The sequence below is a fragment of the Actinomadura chibensis NBRC 106107 genome (assembly GCF_001552135.1).
Classification (GTDB): Bacteria; Actinomycetota; Actinomycetes; order Streptosporangiales; family Streptosporangiaceae; genus Spirillospora; species Spirillospora chibensis.
Genome location: NZ_BCQP01000004.1, coordinates 210,886 through 233,710 on the forward strand (window position 1 = coordinate 210,886; position 22,825 = coordinate 233,710).

A 22,825-nucleotide genomic window follows, 5' to 3' on the forward strand; every position below is an offset into this window, starting at 1 on the left:
AGCCTACGACGTGTAGAGGCCGTCGACGTCGGCGGCGAAGTCCTTCATCACGACGTTGCGCTTGACCTTGAGGCTCGGCGTGAGGTGCCCGGCCTCCTCGGTGAAGTCGACCCCGAGGACCGCGTACTTCTTGATCGCCTCGGCGTGGCTGACCGAGGCGTTGGCCGCCGCGACCGCCCCGTCGATCTCGGCGATCAGGTCGGGGTCGCGGCGCAGCTCGTCCAGGGTCATCGAGGCGGGCTTGCCGTGCCGCTCCTTCCACGGGCCGAGCGCCTCCTCGTCGAGCGTGACGAGCGCGCCGATGAACTTGCGGCCGTCCCCGACCACGAGGCACTGGCTGACCAGCGGGTGGGCGCGGAGCCTGTCCTCCAGCGGGGCGGGCGCGACGTTCTTGCCCGCCGCGGTCACGAGGATCTCCTTCTTCCGGCCGGTGATCTTCAGGAAGCCGTCCGCGTCGAGGGAGCCGAGGTCGCCGGTGTGGAACCAGCCGTCCTCCAGGGCCTCCTTGGTGGCGTCTTCGTTGTTCCAGTAGCCGCGCATGACGTTGACGCCCCGGACGAGGACCTCCCCGTCGTCGGCGATGCGGACGTCCACGCCGGGGATCGGCTGGCCGACCGTCCCGATCTTGATCGCGGTGGGCCGGTTGACGCTGGCCGGGGCGGTCGTCTCGGTGAGGCCGTAGCCCTCCAGGATCGTGATGCCGACGCCGCGGAAGAAGTGCCCGAGCCGCTCGCCGAGCGCCGCGCCCCCCGACACCGCGTACCGCACGTTCCCGCCGACCGCCGCCCGCAGCTTGCCGTAGACGAGCACGTCGAACAGCTTGTGCTTGGCCTTGAGCGCGAGGCCGGGACGCCCCGCCTCCAGCGCCCGGCTGTAGGCGACCGCCGTCTCCGCCGCCGCCTTGAAGATCTTCCCCTTGCCCTCGGCGGCGGCCTTCTGCTCGGCGCCGTTGTAGACCTTCTCGAACACCCGGGGGACGGCCAGCAGGAACGTCGGCCGGAACGAGGCGAGGTCGGGCAGCAGGTTCGGGACGTCGCTGTGCCCGAGGACGATCCCGCCCTCGACCGTGGCGACCTGGATCAGCCGCGCGAACACGTGCGCCAGCGGCAGGAACAGCAGCGTCGAGCTGCCGTCGACGGCGACCTCGGCGATCGCGCCGCGCACCGCGTTGCGGGCCGTCGCGACGAGGTTCCCGTGGGTGAGCTCGCAGCCCTTCGGGCGCCCGGTCGTCCCGGAGGTGTAGACGAGCGTGGCGACGTCGGCGGCCGCGCGGGAGCGGCGGCGGTCCTCGACGGCCCCGTCGCCGACCTCCGCGCCGAGCCGGACGACCTCGTCCACGCCGCCCGCGTCGATGCCCCACACGTGCGCGAGGCCGGGCAGCCGCCCGCGGACCTCCTCGACCAGCGCGACGTGCGCGTCGGTCTCGGCGAACACGGCCTTCGCGCCGGAGTCGCCCGCGATCCACTCGATCTGCTCGGCGGACGACGTCTCGTAGATCGGCACGGAGACCGCGCCGGCCGTCCAGACCGCGTAGTCGAGGATCGTCCACTCGTAGCGGGTCCGGGACAGCAGCGCGACCCGGTCGCCCGGCTCGATCCCCGCCGCGACGAGGCCCTTGGCGACGGCGGACGCCTCGGCCGCGAACTCGGCGGCGGTGACGGCGCGCCAGGCGTCCCCGCTCCGGCGGCGCGCGACGATCGTGCCGGGCTCCTTCGCCGCCCGGTCGAACGGCGTGTCGGTCAGGGTGGCGGAGTCGGGGACCTGCACCATCGCGGGGACGCTGAACTCGCGCACTGCCTGCTCCTGTTGTCGGCGTACGGGGTGGCGTGGAGGTCGGCGGGGAAGTCGGCGCCTTCTCCGAAGTCGAATGATACCCACGGGTAGCCGGGCCGGGCCGTCTACGCTGGGCGGGACGCACACCGGCCATGGGTTCCGGGGGGAGCAACCATGTCGCTGCTCGAAGTGATCGCGCTGACCGCCGAGGACGCGCGCGCCGCGCAGGACGGCGGCGCCGACCGGATCGAGGTCGTCGCCGACATGGCCGCGGACGGGCTCACCCCCGACCCCGACGTCGTCGCCGCGATCCGCGCCGTCACCACGCTGCCGATGCGGGTGATGCTGCGCGCCAACGCCGGGTTCCGCACGTCCGGCCGCGAGCTCGACCGGCTCCGGCGGGCCGCCGCGGGCCTCGCCGAGCAGGGCGCGGACGGGTTCGTCCTCGGCTTCCTCGACTCCTCCGGGCACGTCGACGCGGGCGCGACCGGCAAGCTCGCCGCCGACGCCGCCCCGCTGCCCTGGACGTTCCACCGCGCGATCGACCACGCCGCCGACCCGGCGCACGCCTGGGACGTCGTGCGCGGCCTCGGCGGCGCGCTCGACACCGTGCTCACCGCCGGGTCCCCGCGCGGCGTGGACGCCGGGATGGACGTCCTCGTCCGGCGCGCCGCCGACGACCCGGACGCGGCCGGGATGATCATGGCCGGGGGCGGGCTGCGCCGCAAGCACGTCGCGGCCCTCGCCGCCGCGGGCGTCACCGCGTTCCACGTCGGCACCGCCGTCCGCCCGGACGGCGCCTGGGACGCCCCGGTCGACCCCGCCCTGGTCGGCGAGTGGCGCGCCCTCGTCTCGGCCGCCGCGGGCTGACCCTCGCACGGCCCGGACACGGCCCGGACCCGTCCGTCACCGCGGGCGAACCGCGCCATTAGAGTCGGTTCATGAGGATCCATGTGGTGAGCGACGTGCACGGCCGCGCGGACGCGCTGGCGGGCGCCGCGGACGGTGCCGACGCGCTCGTCTGCCTCGGCGACCTGATCCTCTTCGTCGACTACCAGGACCACGGGCAGGGCATCTTCGCCGAGCTGTTCGGGCAGGAGAACGCCGACCGGTTCATCGCGCTGCGGACCGCGAAGCGCTTCGCCGAGGCCCGCGAGTTCTCCCGTGGCCTGTGGGCGTCGCTGGGCGGCGAGCCGTGGCCGCACATCGAGCGCGCCGTCGACCGGCAGTACGCCGAGCTGTTCGCGGCGATGCCGTCCCCGGCCTACCTCACCTACGGGAACGTCGACGTCCCGCGCATGTGGGCGCCGCACCTGCGGGAGGGGCACCGCGTCCTGGACGGCGAGACCGCGGAGATCGGCGGCCTGCGGTTCGGGTTCGTCGGCGGCGGCCTGCGCACCGAGTACCGCACCCCCTACGAGCTGGACGACGACGCCTACGCCGCCAAGGTCGAGGCCGTCGGCGCCGTGGACGTGCTGTGCACCCACATCCCGCCCGCCGTCCCGGAACTGCTGTACGACACGGTGGCGCGCCGGTTCGAGCGGGGCAGCGAGGCGGTCCTCGACGCGATCCGCCGGACGCAGCCGCGCTACGCGCTGTTCGGGCACGTCCACCAGCCCCTCGCCGCCCGGACGCGTATCGGCCGGACCGAATGCGTGAACGTCGGGCACTTCCGCGCCCGCGGCGTGCCGTACGTCCTCACGGTGTGAAAGATACTTTGCTCTACCAGACGGGCCCGGACGGGCTCAGCGACCCGGAGGGAGACGCAGATGGCTGACCGCACGAGCTCCTCCATCACGATCAAGGCCGGGAAGGCCGAGGTCATGGCGGTGATCGCCGACCTGGAGGAGTACCCGCGGTGGGCGAGCGGCATCCGCGGGTTCGCCGTCCAGGACACCGGCGCCGACGGCCGCGCGTCCCGCGCCCGCCTCACCTTCGACGGCGGCCCGTTCAGCGACACCGTCGGCCTGGAGTACGCCTGGGAGGACGACGACCGCGTCACCTGGACGCTGGTCGAGCCCGGCTCGGTCGTCACCGGCCTGCGCGGCTCCTACAGCCTCGCCGAGCGGGACGGCGCGACCGAGGTGACCTACGAGCTCGCGGTCGACGTCCGCATCCCGCTGATCGGCATGGTCAAGCGCAAGGGCGAGAAGCGCATCATCGACTCCGCGCTCAAGGGCCTCAAGCGCCACGTAGAAAGCTGAGCACGTCACGGAGGCGATACCGTTCACGCCGACGACGGATGGAAGATGGACCCATGAGCGAGCACCCGGGCGACGCCCTCACCGAGGCCGCCAGACTGGTCGACGCGCTGATCAAGCGGGTCGGCGGCGGCCCCGGCACCGCCCCCGACGGCGCCCGCGGGCCGGGCGCGGAGCCCTGGGCGAGCGCCGCCGGGCACCTGCGGGACGCCGGGCGGTCGCTGCTCGCCGCCGCGCTGGACGTGGCGGCGGCGTTCGACCGTCCCTCCCCGGGCGGCCGGGACGGCCCCGCGGAGGCGTCGGAGCAGGCGCGGGCGGGTACGTCCGAGCGGTCGGGACGTCCCGAGACGGGCGAGCCGTGGTCCGCCGCCACCGGCGGCGGACCCATCGACATCGGGTAGTGCGGTACGGGCTCCATCCGGGGCGCGCGAGGAGGAGGAAGCGTACATGGCCCTGACCATCGGCGTTGATGTGGGCGGCACGAAGGTCGCCGCCGGGGTCGTCGACCACCGCGGGACCATCCTGGAGAAGGTCCGCCGGCCGACTCCGTCGACGAACCCCAAGGAGACCGCCGAGACCATCGCCGAGGTCGTCGACCTGCTCAAGGGCAAGTTCGAGGAGGTGACGGCGGTCGGGCTCGGCACCGCCGGCTTCGTCGACGAGTCCCGCTCCACCGTGCTGTTCGCGCCGAACCTCGCCTGGCGGGAGGAGCCGATCAAGGAGAAGGTGGAGAGCCTGGTCGGGCTGCCCGTCGTCGTGGAGAACGACGGCAACGCCACCGCGTGGGGCGAGGCGAGGTTCGGCGCGGGGCGCGGCGAGAACTTCCTCGTCCTGGTCGCGCTCGGCACCGGCATCGGCGGCGGCATCATCATCAACGGCGAGCTGTACCGGGGCCGCTTCGGCATCGGCGCCGAGATGGGGCACTTCCGGGTCGTCCCGGACGGCCGCCGCTGCGGCTGCGGCAACCGCGGCTGCTGGGAGCAGTACGCCAGCGGCAACGCCCTCGTCCACGAGGCCCGCGACCTCGCGCGGGTCGCGCCCGCGATGGCCGGGCGCCTCCTCGAACTCGGCGACGGCCGCCCGGAGGGCATCAGCGGCCCCGAGGTGTCGCAGGCGGCCCGCGAGGGCGACAAGGCGGCGCTGGAGTGCTTCCGCACCATCGCGCACTGGGCGGGCCAGGGGCTCGCCGACCTCAGCGCGATCCTCGACCCGGGCGCGTTCATCATCGGCGGCGGCCTCTCCGACGCGGGCGACCTCCTCCTCGACCCGATCCGCGCCGCGTTCGAGGACGCGCTGACCGGCCGCGGCCACCGCCCGCTGCCCGACATCCGCATCGCCGAGCTCGGCTCGGCCGCGGGCATCGTCGGCGCCGCCGACCTGGCCCGCGTCCGCCCGCGCGAGGACGTCCCCGTCTGACCGGGGGCGGTCTGAGGTGACCCCGCTCCGCCTCCTGAGCTATAACATCCGGTCGCTGCGCGACGACCCGGCGGCGCTGACCCGGGTCGTCCGCGGGCTCGCCCCGGACGTCCTGTGCCTCCAGGAGGTTCCGCGCTTCGGCACGTGGTGGCTGAAGCGCCGCGGGCTGGCCCGCGCGTCCGGCATGGGCGTCGCGGCGGGACGGCGGGCCTGCGGGCTCGCCGTCCTCGCCGCGCCGCGCGTCCGCCGCGTGGCCCGCGAGTTCCACCTGCTCACCCCGGACCCGGACCTGCACCGCCGCGCCCTCGCGATCGCCGTCCTGGACGTGGACGGCGCGCGCGTCATCGCCGCCAGCACGCACCTGGACCTGCGGGACGGGCCGCGCCTGCGCCACGTCCGCGAGATCCTCGCCCACCTGGACCGCGCCCGCGCCCGCCACCGCGCCCCGGTGGTCCTCGCGGGCGACGTCAACGAGGAGCCGGGCGGCCCGTCCTGGACCCTCCTCACCGACCGCTTCCAGGACGCCTACGCCACCGCCCCGTCCGGCGAGGAGCTGACGTTCTCCTCCCGGAACCCGACCCGCCGCATAGACGCCGTCTTCACCGACCCGGACATCCGGATCACCGGCTGCGGCGTCCCCACGGCCGACCCGACCCTGACGACCCTCTACCCAGAGGCGACGGACCACCGCCCCCTCCTGGCGGAACTGGAGCTTCCCTAGACGACAGCTCCGTCGTCGGGGTCTCTTGGTTCGTCGCCCATGCGGAGGACGAGGGTGACGAAGCCGCCGATGAAGGCGGCGACGGCGAGGAAGGCGGCCCAGCCGGGGACCTCCCAGTCGAGGATGACGGTGACGAGGAGGTAGAGCGGGCCGCCGATGAGGGCGATCCAGGCGCCCTTGGTCAGCGGGTCGGCGCTCGGCAGCGGCGGGGGAGGCGGCGGGACGTAGTGGGCGTCGTCGTCGGCGTCGGGCGGGAAGTCCGGGGGCTCGGCGGCCTTGATGACGCGGGCGCGGGGGAGGCGGCCGGTGCGGTCGTCGCCCTCGCGGGGCGGCTCGGCGGGCTCGCGGACGTTCTCCTCGTCCGGCCAGGGGACGTCGTCGCCGTCGGGGGTGGAGTCGAAGCCCGCGACGATCTCGGCCCAGATGGCGTCCTCGTCGCGCTCGGCGACGTCGCCCGCGTCCTTGGCGGGGGCGGCGCCGCCCTCGGCGTCGCGGGGCGCGGCGACGTCGACGTCGGCCTCGGGGCGCTCGGACGGCTCCTCCGGGCCGCGGGCGGACGCGTCGCGCAGCCGGGCGAGGTGGGCGCGCAGGATGCCCTCGGCGGCGGGCTTCATGTCGACGTCGACGTAGAGCCGGTCGAGCAGGTCGCCGGAGACGCCCTCGCCGGCGGGCTCGGCGAGCTCGGCCAGGTCGGCGAGATCGGACGGCGAGGACGCGTAGGCCGCCACCCCGGCCTCGCGCAGGGCCGCGAGCATCGCGTCGGCCAGGTGCGGGGCGAGGTCGACCAGTGGGGCGTAGGCGTCCGCTGACAGTCCATTGCCACGGCGATTCACGGGGCCGGCTCCTTCGGGCACTCCGGCGTGGCCGACAGCCTCGGCATGACGGCCTCCGCTCCCCATCGACATGTGCGTCCGGCCGCGCCGCCCGCGGCGGCCCGTCCGGACACCCTGAAAACGTGTGTCCCACGGTATTCGCTGCGCGGCCCGGGACAAGCCCCGCGGCGCACCCGATTGAGATTGACGCATCAAACCCTACGTTCATTCCCGGGACCCGGCGACGCCCGCGTACCGGCCGGTAGAAGGGCGGGACGCGGAGTGGGAGGATGTCCCATCATCCCGTCTGCCAGGGGCCGGACGCGCCGCCCCGGAGGCGCCCGGTCCGAGGAAGGTCCCCGCATGCTCTGGTTCTGGATCCTGCTCAGGGTCGTTCTCTCCCCCTTCCTCTACCTCGGATGGTGGCCGCGGAACCGGGGGACGCGGAACGTCCCGAAGCGGGGCCCGGCGCTGCTCGTCAGCAACCACCTGTCGTTCGCCGACCACTTCTTCGGGCCGCTGCCGCTGCTGCGCCCGATCTTCTTCATCGGCAAGGGCGAGTACTTCACCGGCAAGGGCCTGAAGGGTCTGATCAGCAAGGGCTTCTTCACCGGGGTCGGCGTCGTGCCGGTGGACCGGACGGGCGGCTCCGCCTCCGAGGCCGCGCTGCAGACGGGGCTGCGCATCCTCGCGGAGGGCAAGCTGCTCGGCATCTACCCGGAGGGCACCCGCGCGCCCGACGAGCGGCTGTACCGGGGCAAGACGGGGGTGGCGCGGCTGGCGCTGAAGTCGCGGGTCCCGGTGATCCCGATGGCGATGATCAACACGCACCGGCTGATGCCGCCCGGCCGGACCCTGCCGCGGCTCGGGGTGCGGCCCGGGGTGCGGTTCGGCGAGCCGATGGACTTCTCCCGCTACTACGGCCGGGAGGACGACCGGGAGGTCCTGCGGCAGATCACCGACGAGATCATGCAGGCGATCCGGGAGCTGTCCGGGCAGGAGTACGTCGACCGGTACGCCGCCGAGGTGAAGGCGGAGCTGGCCGGGAAGACGGTCGTGCCGGTCGACGACGACGGCGGCCTCAGCGACCGGGGCTAGCGGCGGAGCCGGGCGGGGATGAGCGGCGGCGAGCCGGGGCTCGGGCTGGAGGCCGCGCTGTGGCGGGCCGTGGCGGTCTACCGCGTCCTCGCGCTCGGGTACGCGGCGGTCGTGATCGCCATGAACTTCGGCGGGTACGCCCGTCCGGCCGCGGGCTGGGCGGTGCTCGGCGTCATGGCCGCGTGGACGGCGTACGCCGTCCACGCCTACGCCGACCCGCGGCGGCGGGGGTGGGACCGGCGGGGCTGGCCACTGCTGGCCGCCGACCTCGCGGTGGCGGCCGGGTGCCTGCTCGCGACCGCGTGGGTGGAGACGGTGCCGAACATCCAGGCGGGGCGCCCGACGCTGCCGGTGTCGTGGGTGGCGGCGCCGGTGCTGGCGTGGGCGGTGGCGGGCGGGCGCCGGGTCGGCGTGCTCGCCGCGCTGGTGCTCGCCGCCGCGAACCTGCTGGTCCACGCCATCGCCGGGACGACGGGCGGGATGGGCTCGCGGACGTTCAACGGCATCGTCCTGCTGGTCTTCGCGGGCCTCGTGGTGGGGCACGTCGTCCGGCTGGCCCTGGACGCCGAGGCGCGGCTCGCGCGGGCGGTGGAGCTGGAGTCGGCGACCCGGGAGCGGGAGCGGCTCGCCCGCGGCATCCACGACTCGGTGCTCCAGGTGCTCGCGATGGTGCGGCGGCGCGGCGGGGAGCTCGGCGGCGAGGCGGCCGAGCTCGGCCGGCTGGCGGGCGAGCAGGAGGCGGCGCTGCGGTCCCTGATCGGCGCGAACCCGGTCCGGGAGGCGGGCGGGGACGCCGTGGCCGACGCCGACCTGCGCCCGCTGCTGACCGCGCACGCGTCGGCGTCCGTGACCGTGTCCACGCCCGCGACGGAGGTCCGGCTGCCCGCGCACGCCGCGCGGGAGGTGGCGGCGGCGGTCGCGGCGGCGCTGGACAACGTCCGCCGCCACTGCGGCCCCGGCGCCCGCGCCTGGGTCCTGCTGGAGGACGGCCCCGGCGAGGTGGCGGTCAGCGTCCGCGACGACGGCCCCGGCATCCCCGCCGGGCGGCTGGACGAGGCCGCGGCGGGCGGGCGGCTCGGCGTCGCCCAGTCCATCCGGGGCCGGATCCGCGACCTCGGCGGGACGGTGGCGATCGCGTCCGCCCCGGGCCAGGGCACGGAGATCGAGATGACCGTGCCCCGCGGCTAGGGTGGCGCCATGACCGCAGCGAAGCGAGGATCATGGCGCACCCCTTCGGGGGTCTGGGGGTCGCCCCCCAGAAGGGGACTGCTGCCATGACCGCAGCGAGGCGAAGATCATGGCGCACCCCTTCGGGGGTCTGGGGGTCGTCCCCCAGGAGGGGATTGCTGCCATGACCGCAGCGAAGCGAGGACCACGGCGACACCCCTTCGGGGGTCTGCGGGTCGCCCCCCGGAAAGGGCCGGGGGCGTGAGCGAGGCTCCTCTCCGGGTCATGGTCGTGGACGACCACCCCATGTGGCGCGAGGCCGTCGCCCGCGACCTCGCCGAGGCCGGGCACGAGGTCGTCGCGACCGCGGGGGAGGGGCGGGCCGCCGTCCGCGTCGCCGCCGCCGCGCGCCCGCAGGTCGCCGTCGTCGACCTCCAGCTCCCCGACGTCAGCGGCGTCGAGGTGACCCGGCGCCTGGCGGCCGCCGACCCGCCGGTCCGGGTGCTGGTGCTGTCGGCGAGCGGGGAGCAGCAGGACGTCCTCGACGCGGTCAAGGCGGGCGCGACCGGCTACCTGCTCAAGTCCGCCGCGCGGGAGGAGTTCCTCGACGCCGTCCGCCGCACCGGCGAGGGCGACGCCGTGTTCACGCCGGGGCTCGCCGGGCTCGTCCTCGGCGAGTACCGCCGCCTCGCCGCCGGGCCCGCGCCCGCCGCCGACGGCGCGCCCCGCCTCACCGACCGCGAGACCGAGGTGCTGCGCCTCGTCGCGAAGGGGCTGACCTACCGGCAGATCGCGGAGCGGCTCGTGCTGTCCCATCGGACGGTGCAGAACCACGTGCAGAACACCCTGCGCAAGCTCCAGCTCCACAACCGCGTCGAGCTCGTCCGGTACGCCATCGAGAAAGGGCTCGATCGGGACGCCGGGCGCCCGCCGAACGGCTATGGTCTAGACCAATGACGGCACGCCGGTCGCCCCGGTGAATGCCGCGTTCCGCCGTGCGCGGACGGCTAGTCTGACCATGTGGATCGAGGGAGGAGCCCGGTGGCGGGACAAGGAGACGGCATGCGCGTCGGAGTGCTGACCGGGGGCGGCGACTGCCCCGGCCTGAACGCGGTGATCCGCGCGGTCGTGCGCAAGGGCGTCCAGGTCTACGGCTACGAGTTCGTGGGCTTCCGGGCGGGCTGGCGCGGCCCCCTCGAAGGCGACACCGTGGCGCTCGACGTCCAGGCCGTGCGCGGCATCCTGCCCCGCGGCGGGACGATCCTCGGCTCGTCCCGGACGAACCCGGTCAAGGTCGAGGGCGGCATCGAGCGGATCAAGGACAACCTCGCCGGGCTCGGCGTGGACGCGCTGATCGCCATCGGCGGCGAGGACACCCTCGGCGTCGCCCGCGAGCTGTACGCCAACGGCGTCAACGTCGTCGGCGTCCCGAAGACGATCGACAACGACCTCAACGCCACCGACTACACCTTCGGGTTCGACACCGCGGTGAACATCGGCATGGAGGCCGTCGACCGGCTGCACACCACCGCCGAGAGCCACCACCGCGCGCTGATCTGCGAGGTCATGGGGCGGCACGCGGGCTGGATCGCGCTGCACGTCGGGATGGCCGCGGGCGCCAACGTCATCCTGATCCCCGAGCGGCCCTTCGACATCGAGAAGGTCTGCCAGTACGTGGAGAGCCGGTTCAAGACCCGCTACGCGCCGATCATCGTCGTGTCCGAGGGCGCGCACCCGGTCGACGGGCAGATGCAGCTCCAGACCAAGGAGCGCGACTCGTTCGGGCACGTCCGGCTCGGCGGCATCGGCCAGGCCCTCGCCGACGAGATCGAGAAGCGCACCGGCAAGGAGGCCCGCGCCACCGTGCTCGGGCACATCCAGCGCGGCGGCACCCCGACGGCGTTCGACCGCGTCCTCGCCACCCGCTTCGGCCTCCAGGCGATCGACGCGGTCAAGGACGGCGACTACGGCAGGATGGTCGCGCTCCAGGGCACCTCGATCGTCCGGGTCGGGCTGGACGAGGCGACCAAGGAGCTGAAGACCGTCCCGCTGGAGCGCTACTCCGAGGCCGAGGTCTTCTTCGGCTGACCCTCCCATGGCGGGAACAGCCGTACGCGGTCGCGATGTTGGTCTCTCTGGGCCACACTGGAGACCCGTCCTTGACCTGTTCCCGCCGGGAGGATCACGCATGACCACGCTCGACACCGCGCCCGCGGACGTCCGGGAGCAGTCGCCGGTCGACGGCGAGCCGTGCGTGCTGCTCAAGCTGGGCGAGGTCGTCCTCAAGGGCAAGAACCGCGAGCTGTTCGAGCGCCGCCTCGCCGACAACGTGCGGCAGGCCGTCCGCCCGATCGCCCGGGTGGACGTCGTCCGCCGCCACGGCGTGTTCATCGTCCGCAAGCACGATGCCGACCTCGCCACGATGGGCCGGATCGCGCAGCGGATCACCGACGTGATGGGGATCGTCTGGGCGCACCGCGCCTGGCGGGTCGGCAAGGACCTCGCCAGCGTCGAGCGCGCCGCCCTGGAGCTGATGGACGGCCGCGCCGGCACGTTCGCCGTCCGGTCCCGGCGCCGCGACAAGCGGTTCCCGATGACCTCCACCGAGCTCGACCGGCACATCGGCGCGCTCGTCGCCGACAAGTACGGCCAGCCCGTCAAGCTCAAGGACCCCGACCACACGCTGTCGATCGAGGTCGACCGCGACGAGGTGTTCGTCTACTCAGGCGGCCTGCCCGGCCAGGGCGGGCTGCCCGTCGGGATGAGCGGCCGGGCGCTCGTGCTGATGTCCGGCGGGATCGACTCGCCGGTCGCCGCGTACCGGATGATGCGGCGCGGCCTGCGCGTCGACTACCTGCACTTCTCCGGCATGCCCTTCACCGGGCCCGAGTCGATCTACAAGGCGTACGCGCTGGTCCGCGAGCTGGACCGGTTCCAGGGCGGGTCGCGGCTGTTCGTCGTCCCGTTCGGCAAGGCGCAGCAGCAGATCAAGTCGTCCGGCGCCGACCGGCTCGCCGTGATCGCGCAGCGCCGGCTGATGCTGCGCACCGGCGAGGTGCTCGCCAAGCGGCTGCGCGGCGGCGCGCTGATCACCGGCGACGCGCTCGGCCAGGTGTCCAGCCAGACGCTCGCGAACCTCACCGCGCTGGACGACGCCGTCGAGCTGCCGATCCTGCGCCCGCTCGTCGGCATGGACAAGGTCGAGATCATGGACCAGGCCCGCCGGATCAGCACCCTGTCGATCTCCGAGCTGCCGGACGAGGACTGCTGCACCATGCTCGCGCCGCGCCGCGCCGAGACCAAGGCCAAGATCGACGACCTGCGGCAGATCGAGAAGCGCCTCGACGTGGGGGAGCTGGCCGACCAGCTCGCCGACTCGGTCCAGGAGCACCGCCCCGTCTACGGCGACTCCTAGGCGGCCGGGGCGCTCAGCGGGCGTCGAAGTCGGTGGGGCGCGGCGGCTCGGGGCCGTCCGGGCCGAGCAGCGTGATCCGCTCGACGCGGACGATCCGGAACCGGCGCCCGGCGACGGCGATGCCGTTGCGGCGCGTGTCGTCGGCCATCAGCTCGGCCGCCTCGGCGAACTGCGCCACGTCCGTCGCGCCCGGGCTCTCCACCGCGGGCACCACGTGCCGGAAGTAGGTGACCAGCGCGTCGCGGGCCTGCCGCGGGGCGTCGTGCAGCCGCCCGACCGGGCGCCACCGCCGCTCGGTCCGCTCGGCGACCGTGAACGCGGGCGCCAGCGCGACCGGGGTGAGGTACGCGCCGGACGGCTCGCCGCCCGCCGCGGCGGCCGCGTCCAGCACCTGGCACAGCAGCTCGGTCATCGCGAAGTCGGCGCCGGGGCCGTCCTCGGCCAGGAAGTCGTAGGGCCGGACCTGCGTCCCGCGCCCGCCGGCGGGCGGCTCGTCGAGGTCGGTCGGGCGGGGCGGCTCGGGGCCGTCCGGGCCGGTGCGGACGAGCTGCTCGATCCGCACGATCCGGAACCGCCGCCCGCCCGCCGCCACCTCGTCGACCGGCTCGTCCTGCAGCCGCCGCGCGGCGGCGCGCAGCCCGGCGCTGTCCGGCGCGCCGGCCGCCGCCCGTTCCTCCAGGTGGACGGCCAGCAGCTCGCGCGCGCCCTGCGGCAGCGGATCGCACTGGCACACCACCTGCCAGCCGTCCCGGACCTGTTCGGCGGCCGTGAACAGCGCGCCGACGACGACCAGCTCCGGGTAGGCGGACAGGGCGCGGCGGGCGTCCGCCAGCACGACCGCCGCGACGGGGTCGACGCCGTCCAGATCCTCCGGGAACAGCCGCCCCCCGGCGTCACCATCGCCCGTAGTCATGCGGGACATCATCCTCGCCGCGCCCTCGGCGGCCAATGGTTCAGACCAATTCGTTACCGCCCTGTGCGCGACCGCCCCCCGTCCGCCGCCGGACCGGCGCGACGAGCACCACGAGGCTCGCGGCCAGCAGCGCGAGCCCGGCGAGCGCGGGGCCGCCGAGCCGCTCGCCGAGCAGGGCCGTGCCGAGCACGGCGGCGACCGCGGGCTCCGCGAGCGTCAGCGTCGTCGCGGTCGTGGCGGGCGTCGTGCGCAGGCCGCGCGCGAACAGCAGATAGCCGCCGCCCGTGGTGAGCACGCCGAGGTAAAGAGCGATCAGGCCGCCGGACCAGGTCAGCGCCCAGCCCGCGGGCGCGACGGCCAGCACCGGGACGAGCGGGACGGCCGCCGCCGCGAACAGCGCCCCCGCGACGGCCCGGTCGTCCTCGCCCCGCGTGATCAGGTCGGACGCGATCGTCGCGTACACCGCGTACGACAGCCCGGACAGCAGCGACAGCCCGATGCCGGCCGGCTCGGCGCCCGCGTCCTGCCCGCCGCCGACGAGCAGCGCGCAGCCGGTGACGGCCCCGGCCGTCGACAGCGCCCACCGGCCGGTCGGCGCGGACCGCCGGGCCGCGACGCCGAGCACGCCGGTGAACGCGGGCGCGCTCCCGATCGTGACGACCGTGGCGACCGCGACGCCGGTCCGCCCGGCGGCGGCGAAGAACGCCGTCTGGTAGACGGCGATCGCGACCGCGCCGACGCCGATCAGCGGCAGGTTGCGGCGGACGCGGAGCAGCCGTCGCAGCCCCGCGCCGCGCCGGGTGAACGCGGCGGCGGCGAGCAGGACCAGCCCGCCGATGATGATGCGGACGGCCGCGACCGACAGGGCGGACGACCCGCCCGCGAAGGTGCGGACGGTCCCGGTCGTCCCCCAGAGGGACGCCGCGAGCAGGATGTCGGCGCGCCCGCCCGCGCGGGGCGAGGGACGGCCGATGGCGGAGCGGCGGGCGGACGTGGATACGGACATGGACCAGCGCTGGGACACGAGGAAGGCTCCCGAGCTCGAATCGGACGGAGACGATCATCCGGATTCGGGGCACGGAAGAACGCGGCCGGGCGCGGGCCGCGCCGGGCCGGGTCTCAGTGCGCGCGAGTGCGTCGGCCGCGCCCCGTCAGGAGCGGGGCGGTCCGCAGTTCGGGGTCCAGTACTCCACGCGTGCACGATAGCCGACCGGCGCGGCGGCGGGTCAGGCCGGGACGGCGGCGGGTCAGGCCGGGACGGCGTCCGGGTCCGCGGCCGGGGTGAGCGTCCGGCCGACCATCGGCGGCAGGTCGCGGACGAGCTTCGCCAGCTCGCGGAGGTCGCCGTCCACGAGCGCCTGGGGGCCGTCGCAGAGCGCGGTCTCCGGGTGCGGGTGGACGTCGATGATCACGCCGTCCGCGCCGACCGCGATCGCCGCCCTGGTCAGCGGCAGGACGAGGTCGCGGCTGCCGCCCGAGTGCGACGGGTCCACGATCACCGGCAGGTGGGAGAGGCGCTGCGCCACCGGGACCGCGGAGATGTCGAGCGTGTTGCGGGTCGCCTTCTCGAACGTGCGGATGCCGCGCTCGCACAGGACGATGTCGAGGTTGCCGCGCTGCGCGACGTACTCGGCGGCCATCAGCCACTCCTCGATCGTCCCGTTCATGCCGCGCTTCAGCATCACCGGCTTGCCCGCCTCGCCCGCCGCCTGCAGCAGCGCGAAGTTCTGCGCGTTGCGGGTGCCGATCTGCAGCATGTCCGCGTAGGACGCGACGAGCTCGACGTCGCCCGCGTCCACCACCTCGGTCACGATCGGCATGCCCGTCTCGGCCCGCACGTCGGCGAGGATCCGCAGGCCCGACTCGCCGAGGCCCTGGAACGCGTACGGGGACGTCCGCGGCTTGAACGCGCCGCCGCGCAGCAGCGTCGCCCCGGCCGCCCGCGCCATCTGCGCGGCGCCGAGGGTCTGCTCGGGCGTCTCCACCGCGCACGGCCCGGCGATCAGCGTCATCGTGCCGGGGCCGACCGGCACCCCGCCGACCCGCACGACCGACCGCTCGGCGTGGTTCTCCCGGCTGACCAGCTTGTAGGGGGCCGAGATCCGGACGACGTCGCTGACGCCGCGCATCCCGCGCAGGTTCAGCGTGCCGAACTGCTGGACGTCGCCCACGAGCCCGACGATGGTCCGCTCCACGCCGCGGCTGACGAACGCCTCGCCGCCCGCCGTCTCGACGAGCGCGACGACGGCGTTGACATCCGCTTGGCTGGCCTCCGGGGCCATGACGACGACCATGGTGTGCTGCCTCTCCTTATTCGCCGGGTTGCGCGCCCGGTGCCCTGGCGGGTCCCGCGAACGGCCCCTGGGACGACGAAAGCCCCGGGCCGATGCGGCCCGGGGCTCTCGCCTTCTGTGGTCTGTCAGCGCAGCGTCTGGCAGACCAGCCTCCCGGGCCGGTCGTACCAAAAGAAATAGACGATGCTGCGCACGGACTCAGCGTAGCCGAAGTCGCGGCGTGCGGCGGGAGCCCACCCCGAATATGGCTCAGCTCACGCCGGATGGCAGGATGGCCGCGTCATGTCCCACCCCGATCGGCCCACGCCGACGCCACGCGAACTGCCGCCCGGCCAGTACGTCCCCCGGGGCTGGCCCGTCCTGCACTACGGGCCGGTGCCGAAGTTCCGGCCCAAGGACTGGGACTTCCGCGTCTTCGGCGCGACGGAGTCCGGCGGGCAGCACCGCTGGACGTGGGACGAGTTCGACGCCCTCCCGAAGGCGTCCGCCGTCGCCGACTTCCACTGCGTCACGAAGTTCACCATCCCGGACAACGAGTGGCAGGGCGTCCCGTGCTCGGCGGTCGTCGAGCTGGCCCCGCCCGCCCCGGACGTGACCCACGTGATGGTCTGGGCCGAGTACGGCTACAGCGCCAACATCCGGATGACCGACTTCCTCGCCGACGGGACGATGTTCGCCACCCACCGCGACGGCGAGCGGCTCACCCCCGACCACGGGTTCCCGCTTCGGGTCGTCGTCCCGCACCTGTACGCGTGGAAGAGCGTGAAGTGGGTCCGGGGCGTCGAGTACCTGGTCAAGGACCGGCGCGGCTTCTGGGAGGAGCGCGGCTACCACAACGTGGCCGACCCCTGGCGCGAGCAGCGCTACTCCTACCAGGAGGACGAGGGCGAGTCGCCGCCGCTGTGACGGCCCGCCCCGGATCGCGCGCGCCTTGGGCGTATGCGACACATCCGAGACCTTCGTAAATGGCCAACACACGGGCCCGCGCGGACGCCAGGCGTTACCGTACGTTGTCATGTTCCTACCGTCCGTCGCGGACGTCGTGGCGTGCGCCGCGGCCTCCGGCGCCACCGCGGGGGCGTGCGCGCTGCGCGGCCGGCTGTCCCGGCGGGTGCGGCCGTCCCCGGCGGTGCCGTGGCCGCGCCGGGGGCCGTTCCGGGCGCGGCCGCCCGCGCGGCGGCGCCTGCCGCCCCGCCTGCCATGGCGCCTGTCGCGGCGCTTGTCGCGGTGCCTGCCGCCCCGTCTGCCGCACCGCCTGCCGCACCGCCTGTCACCGGGCCCGCCACCGGGCCTGGCGCCGGGCGGCGCGCCGCCCGGTCCGGCCGAGCCCGCCGCGTTCGCGAGCCTGCACCTGCTGTCGCGCGCGTCCCCGGCCCTGCGCGCCGGCCTGACCGAGGAGGCGGCGCGCAAGGCCGCCCGCCCGCTGCGCGCCCTGCTCGGCGCCGAGGCCGTCGCGCTGGTCGCCGTCCTGCCGCCGGACGAGAACGACGACCTGGACGACTTGGACGACGACCTGGACGAGGCCGCCGGGCCGGGCCGGGTCCGCGAGGCGCCCCGGCTGCTGGCCTGGGACGGCGCGGCCCGCGGCGCGCACGCGGCGGACGCCGTCCGGCACGCCCTGCCCGTCCTCGCCACCGGACGGCCGCGGGTGATCGCCCCGGAGCTGCTCGGCTGCCCGGACCCGCGCTGCCCCGCGCGGGTCGCGATGGTCGCCCCGCTCACCGTCGAGGGACGCGTCGAGGGCGCGCTGACCGCGTACTGGCGGAACGCGTCGACCGCGCGGGTCCGGGCGGTCGGCGAGGCGGCCCGGCTGGTCACCGGCCAGCTGGAGCTCGCCGGGCTGGACGGCGCCCGGCTCCGGCTCGCCGAGGCCGAGATGCGGGCGCTGCGCGCGCAGATCTCGCCGCACTTCGTCTACAACTCGCTGACCACGATCGCCTCGTTCGTCCGCACCGACCCGTCGCGCGCCCGCGAGCTGCTGCTCGACTTCGCCGACTTCGCCCGCTACTCGTTCCGCGACCCGCGCGACTTCACGACGCTCGCCGACGAGCTGCGCTCCATCGACCGCTACCTGCTGCTGGAGCGGGCGAGGTTCGGCGACCGGCTGCGGTTCCGGGTGGACGTCGCGCCCGAGGTGCTGCCCGTCGCGGTGCCGTTCCTCGCGCTGCAGCCGCTGGTCGAGAACGCCGTCCGGCACGGCATGGCGGGCCGCGCCGACGCGTTCCACGTCTCGATCGTCGCGCGCGACTCCGGCGCCGAGGCCGCGATCAGCGTCGAGGACGACGGCGTCGGCATGGACCCCGAGCGCCTCCAGGAGATCCTTTCCGCGCCGCTCGGCGGGGCCGGGCCGACCGGCTGGGGGAGCGTCGCGACCCGGGCGCGGCGGCGCGGCGGGGGCGGCGCGGGCGGCGGCGCGGGCATCGGACTCGCCAACGTCGACGAGCGGCTGCGACAGGTCTACGGGGACGAGTACGGGCTCACCGTCGAGACCGCGCTCGGCGCCGGGACGAAGGTAAATTTACGCGTCCCGAAGTACCGCCCCGGAGTGTTTCCGGACTGATGAGCGCCCCGCCGCACGGCACTCACTTTTCGGAACCGATTGCGGACAGACGGTAATCGCGGCAAAGTCGCCCTCATGCTGCACGTCCTGGCCGTCGACGACGAACGCCCCGCGCTGGAGGAACTGACCTACCTGCTCCGCCGGGATCCGCGGGTCGGACGGGTCGGCTGCGCGGGGGACGCCTCGTCCGCGCTGCGCGACCTGAGCCGGATGCTGGTCGACGGCGAGCGCCTCGACGCCGTCTTCATGGACATCCGCATGCCCGGCCTCGACGGGCTCGACTTCACCCGCCTCCTCACCGGATTCGCCGCGCCCCCGCACGTCGTCTTCGTGACCGCGCACGACGACTGCGCCGTCACCGCGTTCGAGCTCGGGGCGCTCGACTACCTGCTGAAGCCCGTCCGGCCCGAGCGGCTCGCCGAGTCCGTGCGGCGGGTGGCGGGGGCCGTCGAACGGGCCGGTCCGCGCGGCGGGGACGCGCGCGACCCCGAGGACGAGATGATCCCCGTCGAGCTCGGCGGCCGCACCCGGCTCGTGTCCCGGCGCGCGGTCACGCACGTCGAGGCGCAGGGCGACTACGTCCGGCTGCACACGGCCGACGGCGGGTACCTCGTCCGGATGCCGCTGTCGGCGCTGACCAAGCGGTGGGAGGCGGCCGGGTTCATCCGCATCCACCGCAGCACGCTCGTCGCGTCCGCGCACATCACCGAGGTGCGGTTCGACGGGGGCCGCGCCGCCGTCCAGATCGGGGACGAGCTGCTGCAGGTCAGCCGCCGGCACACCCGCGAGGTGCGGGACCGGCTCGTCCGCAAGTTCCACCACCCGGACGCCGCCGACGGCGGCGCCCGCGGCGGCGCCGGGGGCGGTGACCGGCGATGACCGGCGACCGGCGGGCGGCGCGCGCCGCGACGGCCGCGCCGCGCGAGCGCAGGCCCTCCGGCGGGCCGGGGCCCGGTCCGTCCGGCGCCGACCGGTCCGGCGCCGACCCGGACGACTCCGGCGGCGAGCCGCCGGATCCCGACCCGCCCCATACCGTCCCGGGGCCCGCCGAGACGCGGGCGCTGATCCGCGTCCAGCTCGGGATCGCCCTGCGGACCGGCGCGGTCGTCCTCGCCGCGGTGGCGGGGCTGCCCGCGCTGCTCGCGCTGGTCCCGGCCGTGGCGCGGGCCCGCGCGGACGGCGTGCCGGTGTGGTGGACCGTCCTCGCGGCGGGCCTCCAGCCCCTCTGGGTCGCCACCGCCCTCTGGCAGTTGAAGCGCGCCGAACGCGCCGAACGCGCGACCGTCACCGCGACCGCCGCGCTCACGCGCGGGACGGGAAAGCGTGGGTCGGCCGGGCGCGGGGCGGCGGGGGGCCGGTGAGCGGGGTCGCCGCCGCGGCGGCGCCGGTCGCGCTGCTCGCGGCGCTCGGGCTGACCGCCGCGTTCGGCGTGCGGGGCCGCCGCCGGGCCCGCACCGCCGCCGACTTCCTCGGCGCGTCCCGCGGCGTCACCCCGTGGTGGAACGCGTCCGCGGTGAGCGGGGAGTACCTGTCCGCCGCCGCCTACCTCGGCACCGCCGGGCTCGTCCTCGCCTACGGCGCCGACATGCTGTGGCTGCCCATCGCCGCGACCGCCGCGTACGTGCTGCTGCTCGCGTTCGTCACCGCGCCGCTGCGCCGGTCCGGCGCCTACACCGTGTCGGACTTCGCCGAATGGCGGCTCGGGTCCCGGACCGTCCGGCGGATCGTCACCGGCTGCGTCTGCTGCGTCGGCTGGTTCTACCTGCTGCCGCAGTTCCAGGGCGCGGCCCTCACGCTGCGGGTGCTGACCGGCGCACCCGGCTGGGCGGGCCCCGCCGTCGTCGTCGCGGTCGCGGTGGTCCTCGTCGCCTCGGGCGGGACGCGGAGCATCACCGCCGTCCAGGCCGTCCAGTTCTGGGTGAAGCTCGTCGCGGTCGCGGTGCCCGCGGTGGCGCTCGCCGCGATGTGGCGGCTGGACGGCGCCCCCGACCCGCTGGCCGGCGCGCCGCCGCGCTTCGAGCACGTCACGCGGGTCCGCGTCGCCGCCGACGCCGCGGTCACCGTGCCCGCCGCCGTGACCGTTTCCGCGCGCGGAAGCGTCGACGGCGTCCCCCGCGACGGCGGCCCGGTGCCGCTCGCGCCGGGCCGGCACCGCGTCGGCGGCGGCACCGAGATCGTCTTCCCGGCGGGCGCGGCGACGCCGCACGCCGAGCGGCTGCCCGTCCAGGACGGCGCCACCTGGTCCACCCCGTTCGCGCGCGGCGAGGAGCACGGCCTCTTCCGCACCTACTCGGCGCTGCTCGGCATCCTGCTCGGCACGATGGGGCTGCCGCACATCCTGATGCGCTTCTACACGAGCGCCTGCGGGGCCGCCGCCCGGCGCACCGCCGCGTTCGTGCCCGTCCTGCTCACGCTGTTCTCGGTGTTCCCCGTCCTGTACGCGGCGCTCGGCCGCCTCTACGCGCCCGAGCTGCTGATGACCGGCGACACCGACGCGACCCTCCTCGCGCTGCCGCGCAGCATGCTGCCCGGACCCGCGGGCGCGCTGCTCACCGGCCTCGTCGCCGCCGGGGCGTTCGCCGCGTTCATCTCCACGTCCTGCGGGATCGTCGTCGCCCTCGCCGGGACGATCTCGCAGTGCTCCCGCCGCCGCAGCGGCGTCACGGCGTTCCGGGGCGGGGTCGCGGTGGCGCTCGCCGTCCCGCTCGCGCTGCTGCCGCTCGCCGCGCCGCTGGGCGCCGCGGCGCTGGTCACGACCGCGCTGTGCGTGTCGGCGTGCTCGCTGTGCCCGCTGCTCGTCCTCGGCATCTGGTGGCGCGGGCTCACCGCCGCCGGGGCCGCCGCCGGGCTCCTCACCGGCGGCGGGCTCGCCGCCGCCGCCGGGCTCGTCCGCGTCCTCGGCGGCTCCTGGACGGGCTGGCCGGGCGCCCTCCTCGGCGAGCCCGCCGTCGTCGCCGCGCCGCTGGCCTTCGCCGTCATGGTCGGCGTCTCGCTGCTGACCCGGGGCCGCGTCCCGCGCCGCGCCGGACGGGCGATGATGCGCCTCCACCTGCCCGAGGACGCGCTCGCCCGCTGACCGCCCATGATTCCTCGACCGGCGCGCGACGCCCGCGGTGGACCGTTCCCAACGACCGTTCGTCCCGTCCCGCCGACCACTCGTCGCGCGACTACGCTACGCATATCTCTGACTACCGACCGCTTACCGAGGGCTGGGTTTTCGCTGTACGGACCGGTGGCACCACACCTCTAGAGTTCTCAGTGGCACCACAAGCGGCACCGCTCCCGGAGGGCGGGCGGCGGGACGAGCGGCCGGCGGCCGCCGCGCCCGGCGCGAACCTCCCACAAGAGCAAACCCGGAGATCCGGCCAACGCCAGTCGAAACGCCGGATCGTGCGTCGCTGGATCCCGTACCGGGGGGGTGGGATCCGGCGACCTGTGGCTCAGGCGTCGTCGGACAGTCGGGGGGTTGTCCGGCGGCGCCTGAGTCCGCTTTCCCCCCGGCCCCCCGAGCCCCGGACCCCCGAGCCCTGGACCTGGCGGGTCACTGGTCGCGGAGGCGCTTCAGGGTCGCGACGTCCTTGCCGTGCGGCTCCGGCGCCCGTCCCGGCGTCTCGATCAGGAACGGGACGCCCGCCGTCGCCGGGTGGCGGAACAGCTCCCCGAACGCGGCCTCGCCGATGTGCCCGGCGCCGATGTTCTCGTGGCGGTCCCGGCCGGAGGCGCAGGGGTCCTTGGAGTCGTTGGCGTGGACCAGCTTCAGGCGCCCGTCGCCCACGGTGGCGACCAGGGCGTCGATCGTGTCCTTGACGCCGCCGGGCGCGGCCAGGTCGTGGCCCGCCGCGAACGCGTGGCAGGTGTCGAAGCACACGCCGAGTTTCGGATGGTGCTCCAGCCGCTCGAAGAACGGGCCGAGCTCCTGGACCCTGGCGCAAAGCATGTTGTTCTGGCCCGCCATCGGTTCGAGGAGGAGGTCGGGGCCGTCGTCGGGGATCTCGTCCAGCAGGGGCAGGACGTGCTCGTGCACCTGCGCCATGGCCGCGTCGTAGGTCTGCGTCACCGACGAGCCGGTGTGGACGACGACGCCCCGCGCGCCGATCGCCCGCCCCCGCAGGAGCGAGTGCCGGATGCTCGCGAGCGACTTCGCCAGCGTCTCCGGGTTCGGCGAGCCGACGTTGACCAGGTACGGCGTGTGCACGTACACGGGGACGTCGACGCGGGCGCGCAGCTTCTCGTCCTCGGCGGGCTTGCCCGCGGGCTGCGCCCAGCCGCGCGGGTTGGCGACGAACACCTGGATCGCCTCGGCGCCGATGTCGGCCGCGTACTTCAGGCCGCCGGTGGCGAGGCCGCCCGCCACGGGCACGTGGCCCCCGACGGGGCTGGTGGGAGGGGCGGTGGGTGAGGTCATGGCGGGTTCAGCCTATCCGCTCGCCGCGCCCGCTCACGGCCCCGTCCGCG

22 protein-coding genes are annotated in these 22,825 nt (G+C 75.3%); 16 read left to right on the forward strand and 6 right to left on the reverse strand.

Translation table 11 applies throughout. The features are described 5' to 3' along the window. Positions 1 to 3: 3 nt before the first annotated feature. On the reverse strand, positions 4 to 1,794 hold the full coding sequence (locus ACH01S_RS02830; protein WP_067884958.1) for an AMP-dependent synthetase/ligase: 1,791 nt from the start codon (positions 1,792 to 1,794) through the stop codon (positions 4 to 6). A 153-nt stretch (positions 1,795 to 1,947) separates the two neighbouring features. On the opposite strand from ACH01S_RS02830, the gene ACH01S_RS02835 reads away from it, so the two are divergent. The 6 genes from ACH01S_RS02835 (at position 1,948) to ACH01S_RS02860 (ending at position 6,111) form a co-directional block, all read left to right on the forward strand. Further along, the gene (locus ACH01S_RS02835; protein WP_067884960.1) at positions 1,948 to 2,643 is read left to right on the forward strand and encodes a copper homeostasis protein CutC; all 696 of its coding nucleotides are present in this window, start codon (positions 1,948 to 1,950) and stop codon (positions 2,641 to 2,643) included. 71 nt (positions 2,644 to 2,714) lie between these two features. Next, positions 2,715 to 3,482: a metallophosphoesterase family protein gene (locus ACH01S_RS02840; protein ID WP_067884962.1), complete on the forward strand. Its 768-nt coding sequence runs from the start codon at positions 2,715 to 2,717 to the stop codon at positions 3,480 to 3,482. Positions 3,483 to 3,542: 60 nt separating this feature from the next. After that, the gene (locus ACH01S_RS02845) at positions 3,543 to 3,977 is read left to right on the forward strand and encodes an SRPBCC family protein (protein WP_067884964.1); all 435 of its coding nucleotides are present in this window, start codon (positions 3,543 to 3,545) and stop codon (positions 3,975 to 3,977) included. A 53-nt stretch (positions 3,978 to 4,030) separates the two neighbouring features. Further along, the gene (locus tag ACH01S_RS02850; protein ID WP_067884966.1) at positions 4,031 to 4,375 is read left to right on the forward strand and encodes a hypothetical protein; all 345 of its coding nucleotides are present in this window, start codon (positions 4,031 to 4,033) and stop codon (positions 4,373 to 4,375) included. 46 nt (positions 4,376 to 4,421) lie between these two features. Beyond that, on the forward strand, positions 4,422 to 5,390 hold the full coding sequence (locus tag ACH01S_RS02855) for an ROK family glucokinase (protein ID WP_067884968.1): 969 nt from the start codon (positions 4,422 to 4,424) through the stop codon (positions 5,388 to 5,390). A gap of 16 nt (positions 5,391 to 5,406) precedes the next feature. Further along, on the forward strand, positions 5,407 to 6,111 hold the full coding sequence (locus ACH01S_RS02860; RefSeq protein ID WP_067884970.1) for an endonuclease/exonuclease/phosphatase family protein: 705 nt from the start codon (positions 5,407 to 5,409) through the stop codon (positions 6,109 to 6,111). On the opposite strand, the gene ACH01S_RS02865 is transcribed toward ACH01S_RS02860, so the two are convergent. Further along, positions 6,108 to 6,944 carry a hypothetical protein gene (locus ACH01S_RS02865; protein ID WP_067884972.1) on the reverse strand — a complete coding sequence of 279 codons (837 nt, stop codon included), beginning with the start codon at positions 6,942 to 6,944 and terminating at the stop codon, positions 6,108 to 6,110. The genes ACH01S_RS02860 and ACH01S_RS02865 overlap by 4 nt on opposite strands. A gap of 342 nt (positions 6,945 to 7,286) precedes the next feature. On the opposite strand from ACH01S_RS02865, the gene ACH01S_RS02870 reads away from it, so the two are divergent. From ACH01S_RS02870 to thiI, 5 genes are all read left to right on the forward strand, one after another. Continuing rightward, complete coding sequence (locus ACH01S_RS02870; RefSeq protein WP_067884974.1) at positions 7,287 to 8,021, forward strand: lysophospholipid acyltransferase family protein; 735 nt, start codon at positions 7,287 to 7,289, stop codon at positions 8,019 to 8,021. 18 nt (positions 8,022 to 8,039) lie between these two features. Continuing rightward, a complete protein-coding gene (macS, locus tag ACH01S_RS02875) occupies positions 8,040 to 9,209 on the forward strand; it encodes a MacS family sensor histidine kinase (protein WP_067884976.1) in 1,170 nt (389 codons plus the stop codon). Between the two features lie 264 nt (positions 9,210 to 9,473). Next, positions 9,474 to 10,145, forward strand: a complete 672-nt coding sequence (locus ACH01S_RS02880) for a response regulator (protein ID WP_174564852.1) — start codon at positions 9,474 to 9,476, stop codon at positions 10,143 to 10,145. 105 nt (positions 10,146 to 10,250) lie between these two features. Further along, entirely contained in the window at positions 10,251 to 11,276 is a 1,026-nt protein-coding gene (locus ACH01S_RS02885; protein WP_067884981.1) for a 6-phosphofructokinase, read from the forward strand. Between the two features lie 100 nt (positions 11,277 to 11,376). Beyond that, a complete protein-coding gene (gene thiI, locus ACH01S_RS02890; RefSeq protein ID WP_067884982.1) occupies positions 11,377 to 12,603 on the forward strand; it encodes a tRNA uracil 4-sulfurtransferase ThiI in 1,227 nt (408 codons plus the stop codon). A gap of 13 nt (positions 12,604 to 12,616) precedes the next feature. Here the strand turns inward: thiI and ACH01S_RS02895 are convergent, their stop codons facing one another. From ACH01S_RS02895 to aroF, 3 genes are all read right to left on the reverse strand, one after another. Next, positions 12,617 to 13,516 (reverse strand): DUF5954 family protein, encoded by a 900-nt coding sequence (locus ACH01S_RS02895; protein ID WP_067885283.1) that lies wholly within the window; start codon positions 13,514 to 13,516, stop codon positions 12,617 to 12,619. Between the two features lie 40 nt (positions 13,517 to 13,556). Further along, on the reverse strand, positions 13,557 to 14,522 hold the full coding sequence (locus tag ACH01S_RS02900; protein WP_067885285.1) for a DMT family transporter: 966 nt from the start codon (positions 14,520 to 14,522) through the stop codon (positions 13,557 to 13,559). Positions 14,523 to 14,763: 241 nt separating this feature from the next. Next, positions 14,764 to 15,810 (reverse strand): 3-deoxy-7-phosphoheptulonate synthase, encoded by a 1,047-nt coding sequence (gene aroF / locus ACH01S_RS02905; protein WP_067884984.1) that lies wholly within the window; start codon positions 15,808 to 15,810, stop codon positions 14,764 to 14,766. Positions 15,811 to 16,092: 282 nt separating this feature from the next. Between aroF and ACH01S_RS02910 the strand changes: the two genes are divergently transcribed. The 5 genes from ACH01S_RS02910 (at position 16,093) to ACH01S_RS02930 (ending at position 21,446) form a co-directional block, all read left to right on the forward strand. Further along, positions 16,093 to 16,716, forward strand: a complete 624-nt coding sequence (locus ACH01S_RS02910; RefSeq protein ID WP_067884986.1) for a sulfite oxidase-like oxidoreductase — start codon at positions 16,093 to 16,095, stop codon at positions 16,714 to 16,716. A 109-nt stretch (positions 16,717 to 16,825) separates the two neighbouring features. Further along, complete coding sequence (locus ACH01S_RS02915; protein WP_067884988.1) at positions 16,826 to 18,370, forward strand: histidine kinase; 1,545 nt, start codon at positions 16,826 to 16,828, stop codon at positions 18,368 to 18,370. Positions 18,371 to 18,445: 75 nt separating this feature from the next. Then, positions 18,446 to 19,249 carry a LytR/AlgR family response regulator transcription factor gene (locus ACH01S_RS02920; RefSeq protein ID WP_067884990.1) on the forward strand — a complete coding sequence of 268 codons (804 nt, stop codon included), beginning with the start codon at positions 18,446 to 18,448 and terminating at the stop codon, positions 19,247 to 19,249. Beyond that, positions 19,246 to 19,731 (forward strand): hypothetical protein, encoded by a 486-nt coding sequence (locus ACH01S_RS02925; RefSeq protein ID WP_067884993.1) that lies wholly within the window; start codon positions 19,246 to 19,248, stop codon positions 19,729 to 19,731. Before ACH01S_RS02920 ends, ACH01S_RS02925 begins: the two co-directional genes overlap by 4 nt. Continuing rightward, positions 19,728 to 21,446: a sodium:solute symporter family transporter gene (locus tag ACH01S_RS02930; protein WP_218010124.1), complete on the forward strand. Its 1,719-nt coding sequence runs from the start codon at positions 19,728 to 19,730 to the stop codon at positions 21,444 to 21,446. The genes ACH01S_RS02925 and ACH01S_RS02930 overlap by 4 nt, the downstream gene beginning before the upstream one ends. Before the next feature lie 465 nt (positions 21,447 to 21,911). On the opposite strand, the gene ACH01S_RS02935 is transcribed toward ACH01S_RS02930, so the two are convergent. After that, positions 21,912 to 22,775: a deoxyribonuclease IV gene (locus tag ACH01S_RS02935; protein WP_067884995.1), complete on the reverse strand. Its 864-nt coding sequence runs from the start codon at positions 22,773 to 22,775 to the stop codon at positions 21,912 to 21,914. Between the last annotated feature and the right edge of the window lie 50 nt (positions 22,776 to 22,825).

Coding starts and splice junctions, on each gene's coding strand:
- ACH01S_RS02845 (WP_067884964.1), top strand. CDS start 3,543: ATGGCTGACCGCACGAGCTCCTCCATCACGATCAAGGCCGGGAAGGCC.
- ACH01S_RS02880 (WP_174564852.1), top strand. CDS start 9,474: ATGGTCGTGGACGACCACCCCATGTGGCGCGAGGCCGTCGCCCGCGAC.
- ACH01S_RS02935 (WP_067884995.1), bottom strand. CDS start 22,775: ATGACCTCACCCACCGCCCCTCCCACCAGCCCCGTCGGGGGCCACGTG.
- ACH01S_RS02840 (WP_067884962.1), top strand. CDS start 2,715: ATGAGGATCCATGTGGTGAGCGACGTGCACGGCCGCGCGGACGCGCTG.
- thiI (WP_067884982.1), top strand. CDS start 11,377: ATGACCACGCTCGACACCGCGCCCGCGGACGTCCGGGAGCAGTCGCCG.
- ACH01S_RS02910 (WP_067884986.1), top strand. CDS start 16,093: ATGTCCCACCCCGATCGGCCCACGCCGACGCCACGCGAACTGCCGCCC.
- macS (WP_067884976.1), top strand. CDS start 8,040: ATGAGCGGCGGCGAGCCGGGGCTCGGGCTGGAGGCCGCGCTGTGGCGG.
- ACH01S_RS02870 (WP_067884974.1), top strand. CDS start 7,287: ATGCTCTGGTTCTGGATCCTGCTCAGGGTCGTTCTCTCCCCCTTCCTC.
- ACH01S_RS02885 (WP_067884981.1), top strand. CDS start 10,251: ATGCGCGTCGGAGTGCTGACCGGGGGCGGCGACTGCCCCGGCCTGAAC.
- ACH01S_RS02915 (WP_067884988.1), top strand. CDS start 16,826: ATGTTCCTACCGTCCGTCGCGGACGTCGTGGCGTGCGCCGCGGCCTCC.
- ACH01S_RS02925 (WP_067884993.1), top strand. CDS start 19,246: ATGACCGGCGACCGGCGGGCGGCGCGCGCCGCGACGGCCGCGCCGCGC.
- ACH01S_RS02855 (WP_067884968.1), top strand. CDS start 4,422: ATGGCCCTGACCATCGGCGTTGATGTGGGCGGCACGAAGGTCGCCGCC.
- aroF (WP_067884984.1), bottom strand. CDS start 15,810: ATGGTCGTCGTCATGGCCCCGGAGGCCAGCCAAGCGGATGTCAACGCC.
- ACH01S_RS02900 (WP_067885285.1), bottom strand. CDS start 14,522: ATGTCCGTATCCACGTCCGCCCGCCGCTCCGCCATCGGCCGTCCCTCG.
- ACH01S_RS02920 (WP_067884990.1), top strand. CDS start 18,446: ATGCTGCACGTCCTGGCCGTCGACGACGAACGCCCCGCGCTGGAGGAA.
- ACH01S_RS02850 (WP_067884966.1), top strand. CDS start 4,031: ATGAGCGAGCACCCGGGCGACGCCCTCACCGAGGCCGCCAGACTGGTC.
- ACH01S_RS02895 (WP_067885283.1), bottom strand. CDS start 13,516: ATGACTACGGGCGATGGTGACGCCGGGGGGCGGCTGTTCCCGGAGGAT.
- ACH01S_RS02835 (WP_067884960.1), top strand. CDS start 1,948: ATGTCGCTGCTCGAAGTGATCGCGCTGACCGCCGAGGACGCGCGCGCC.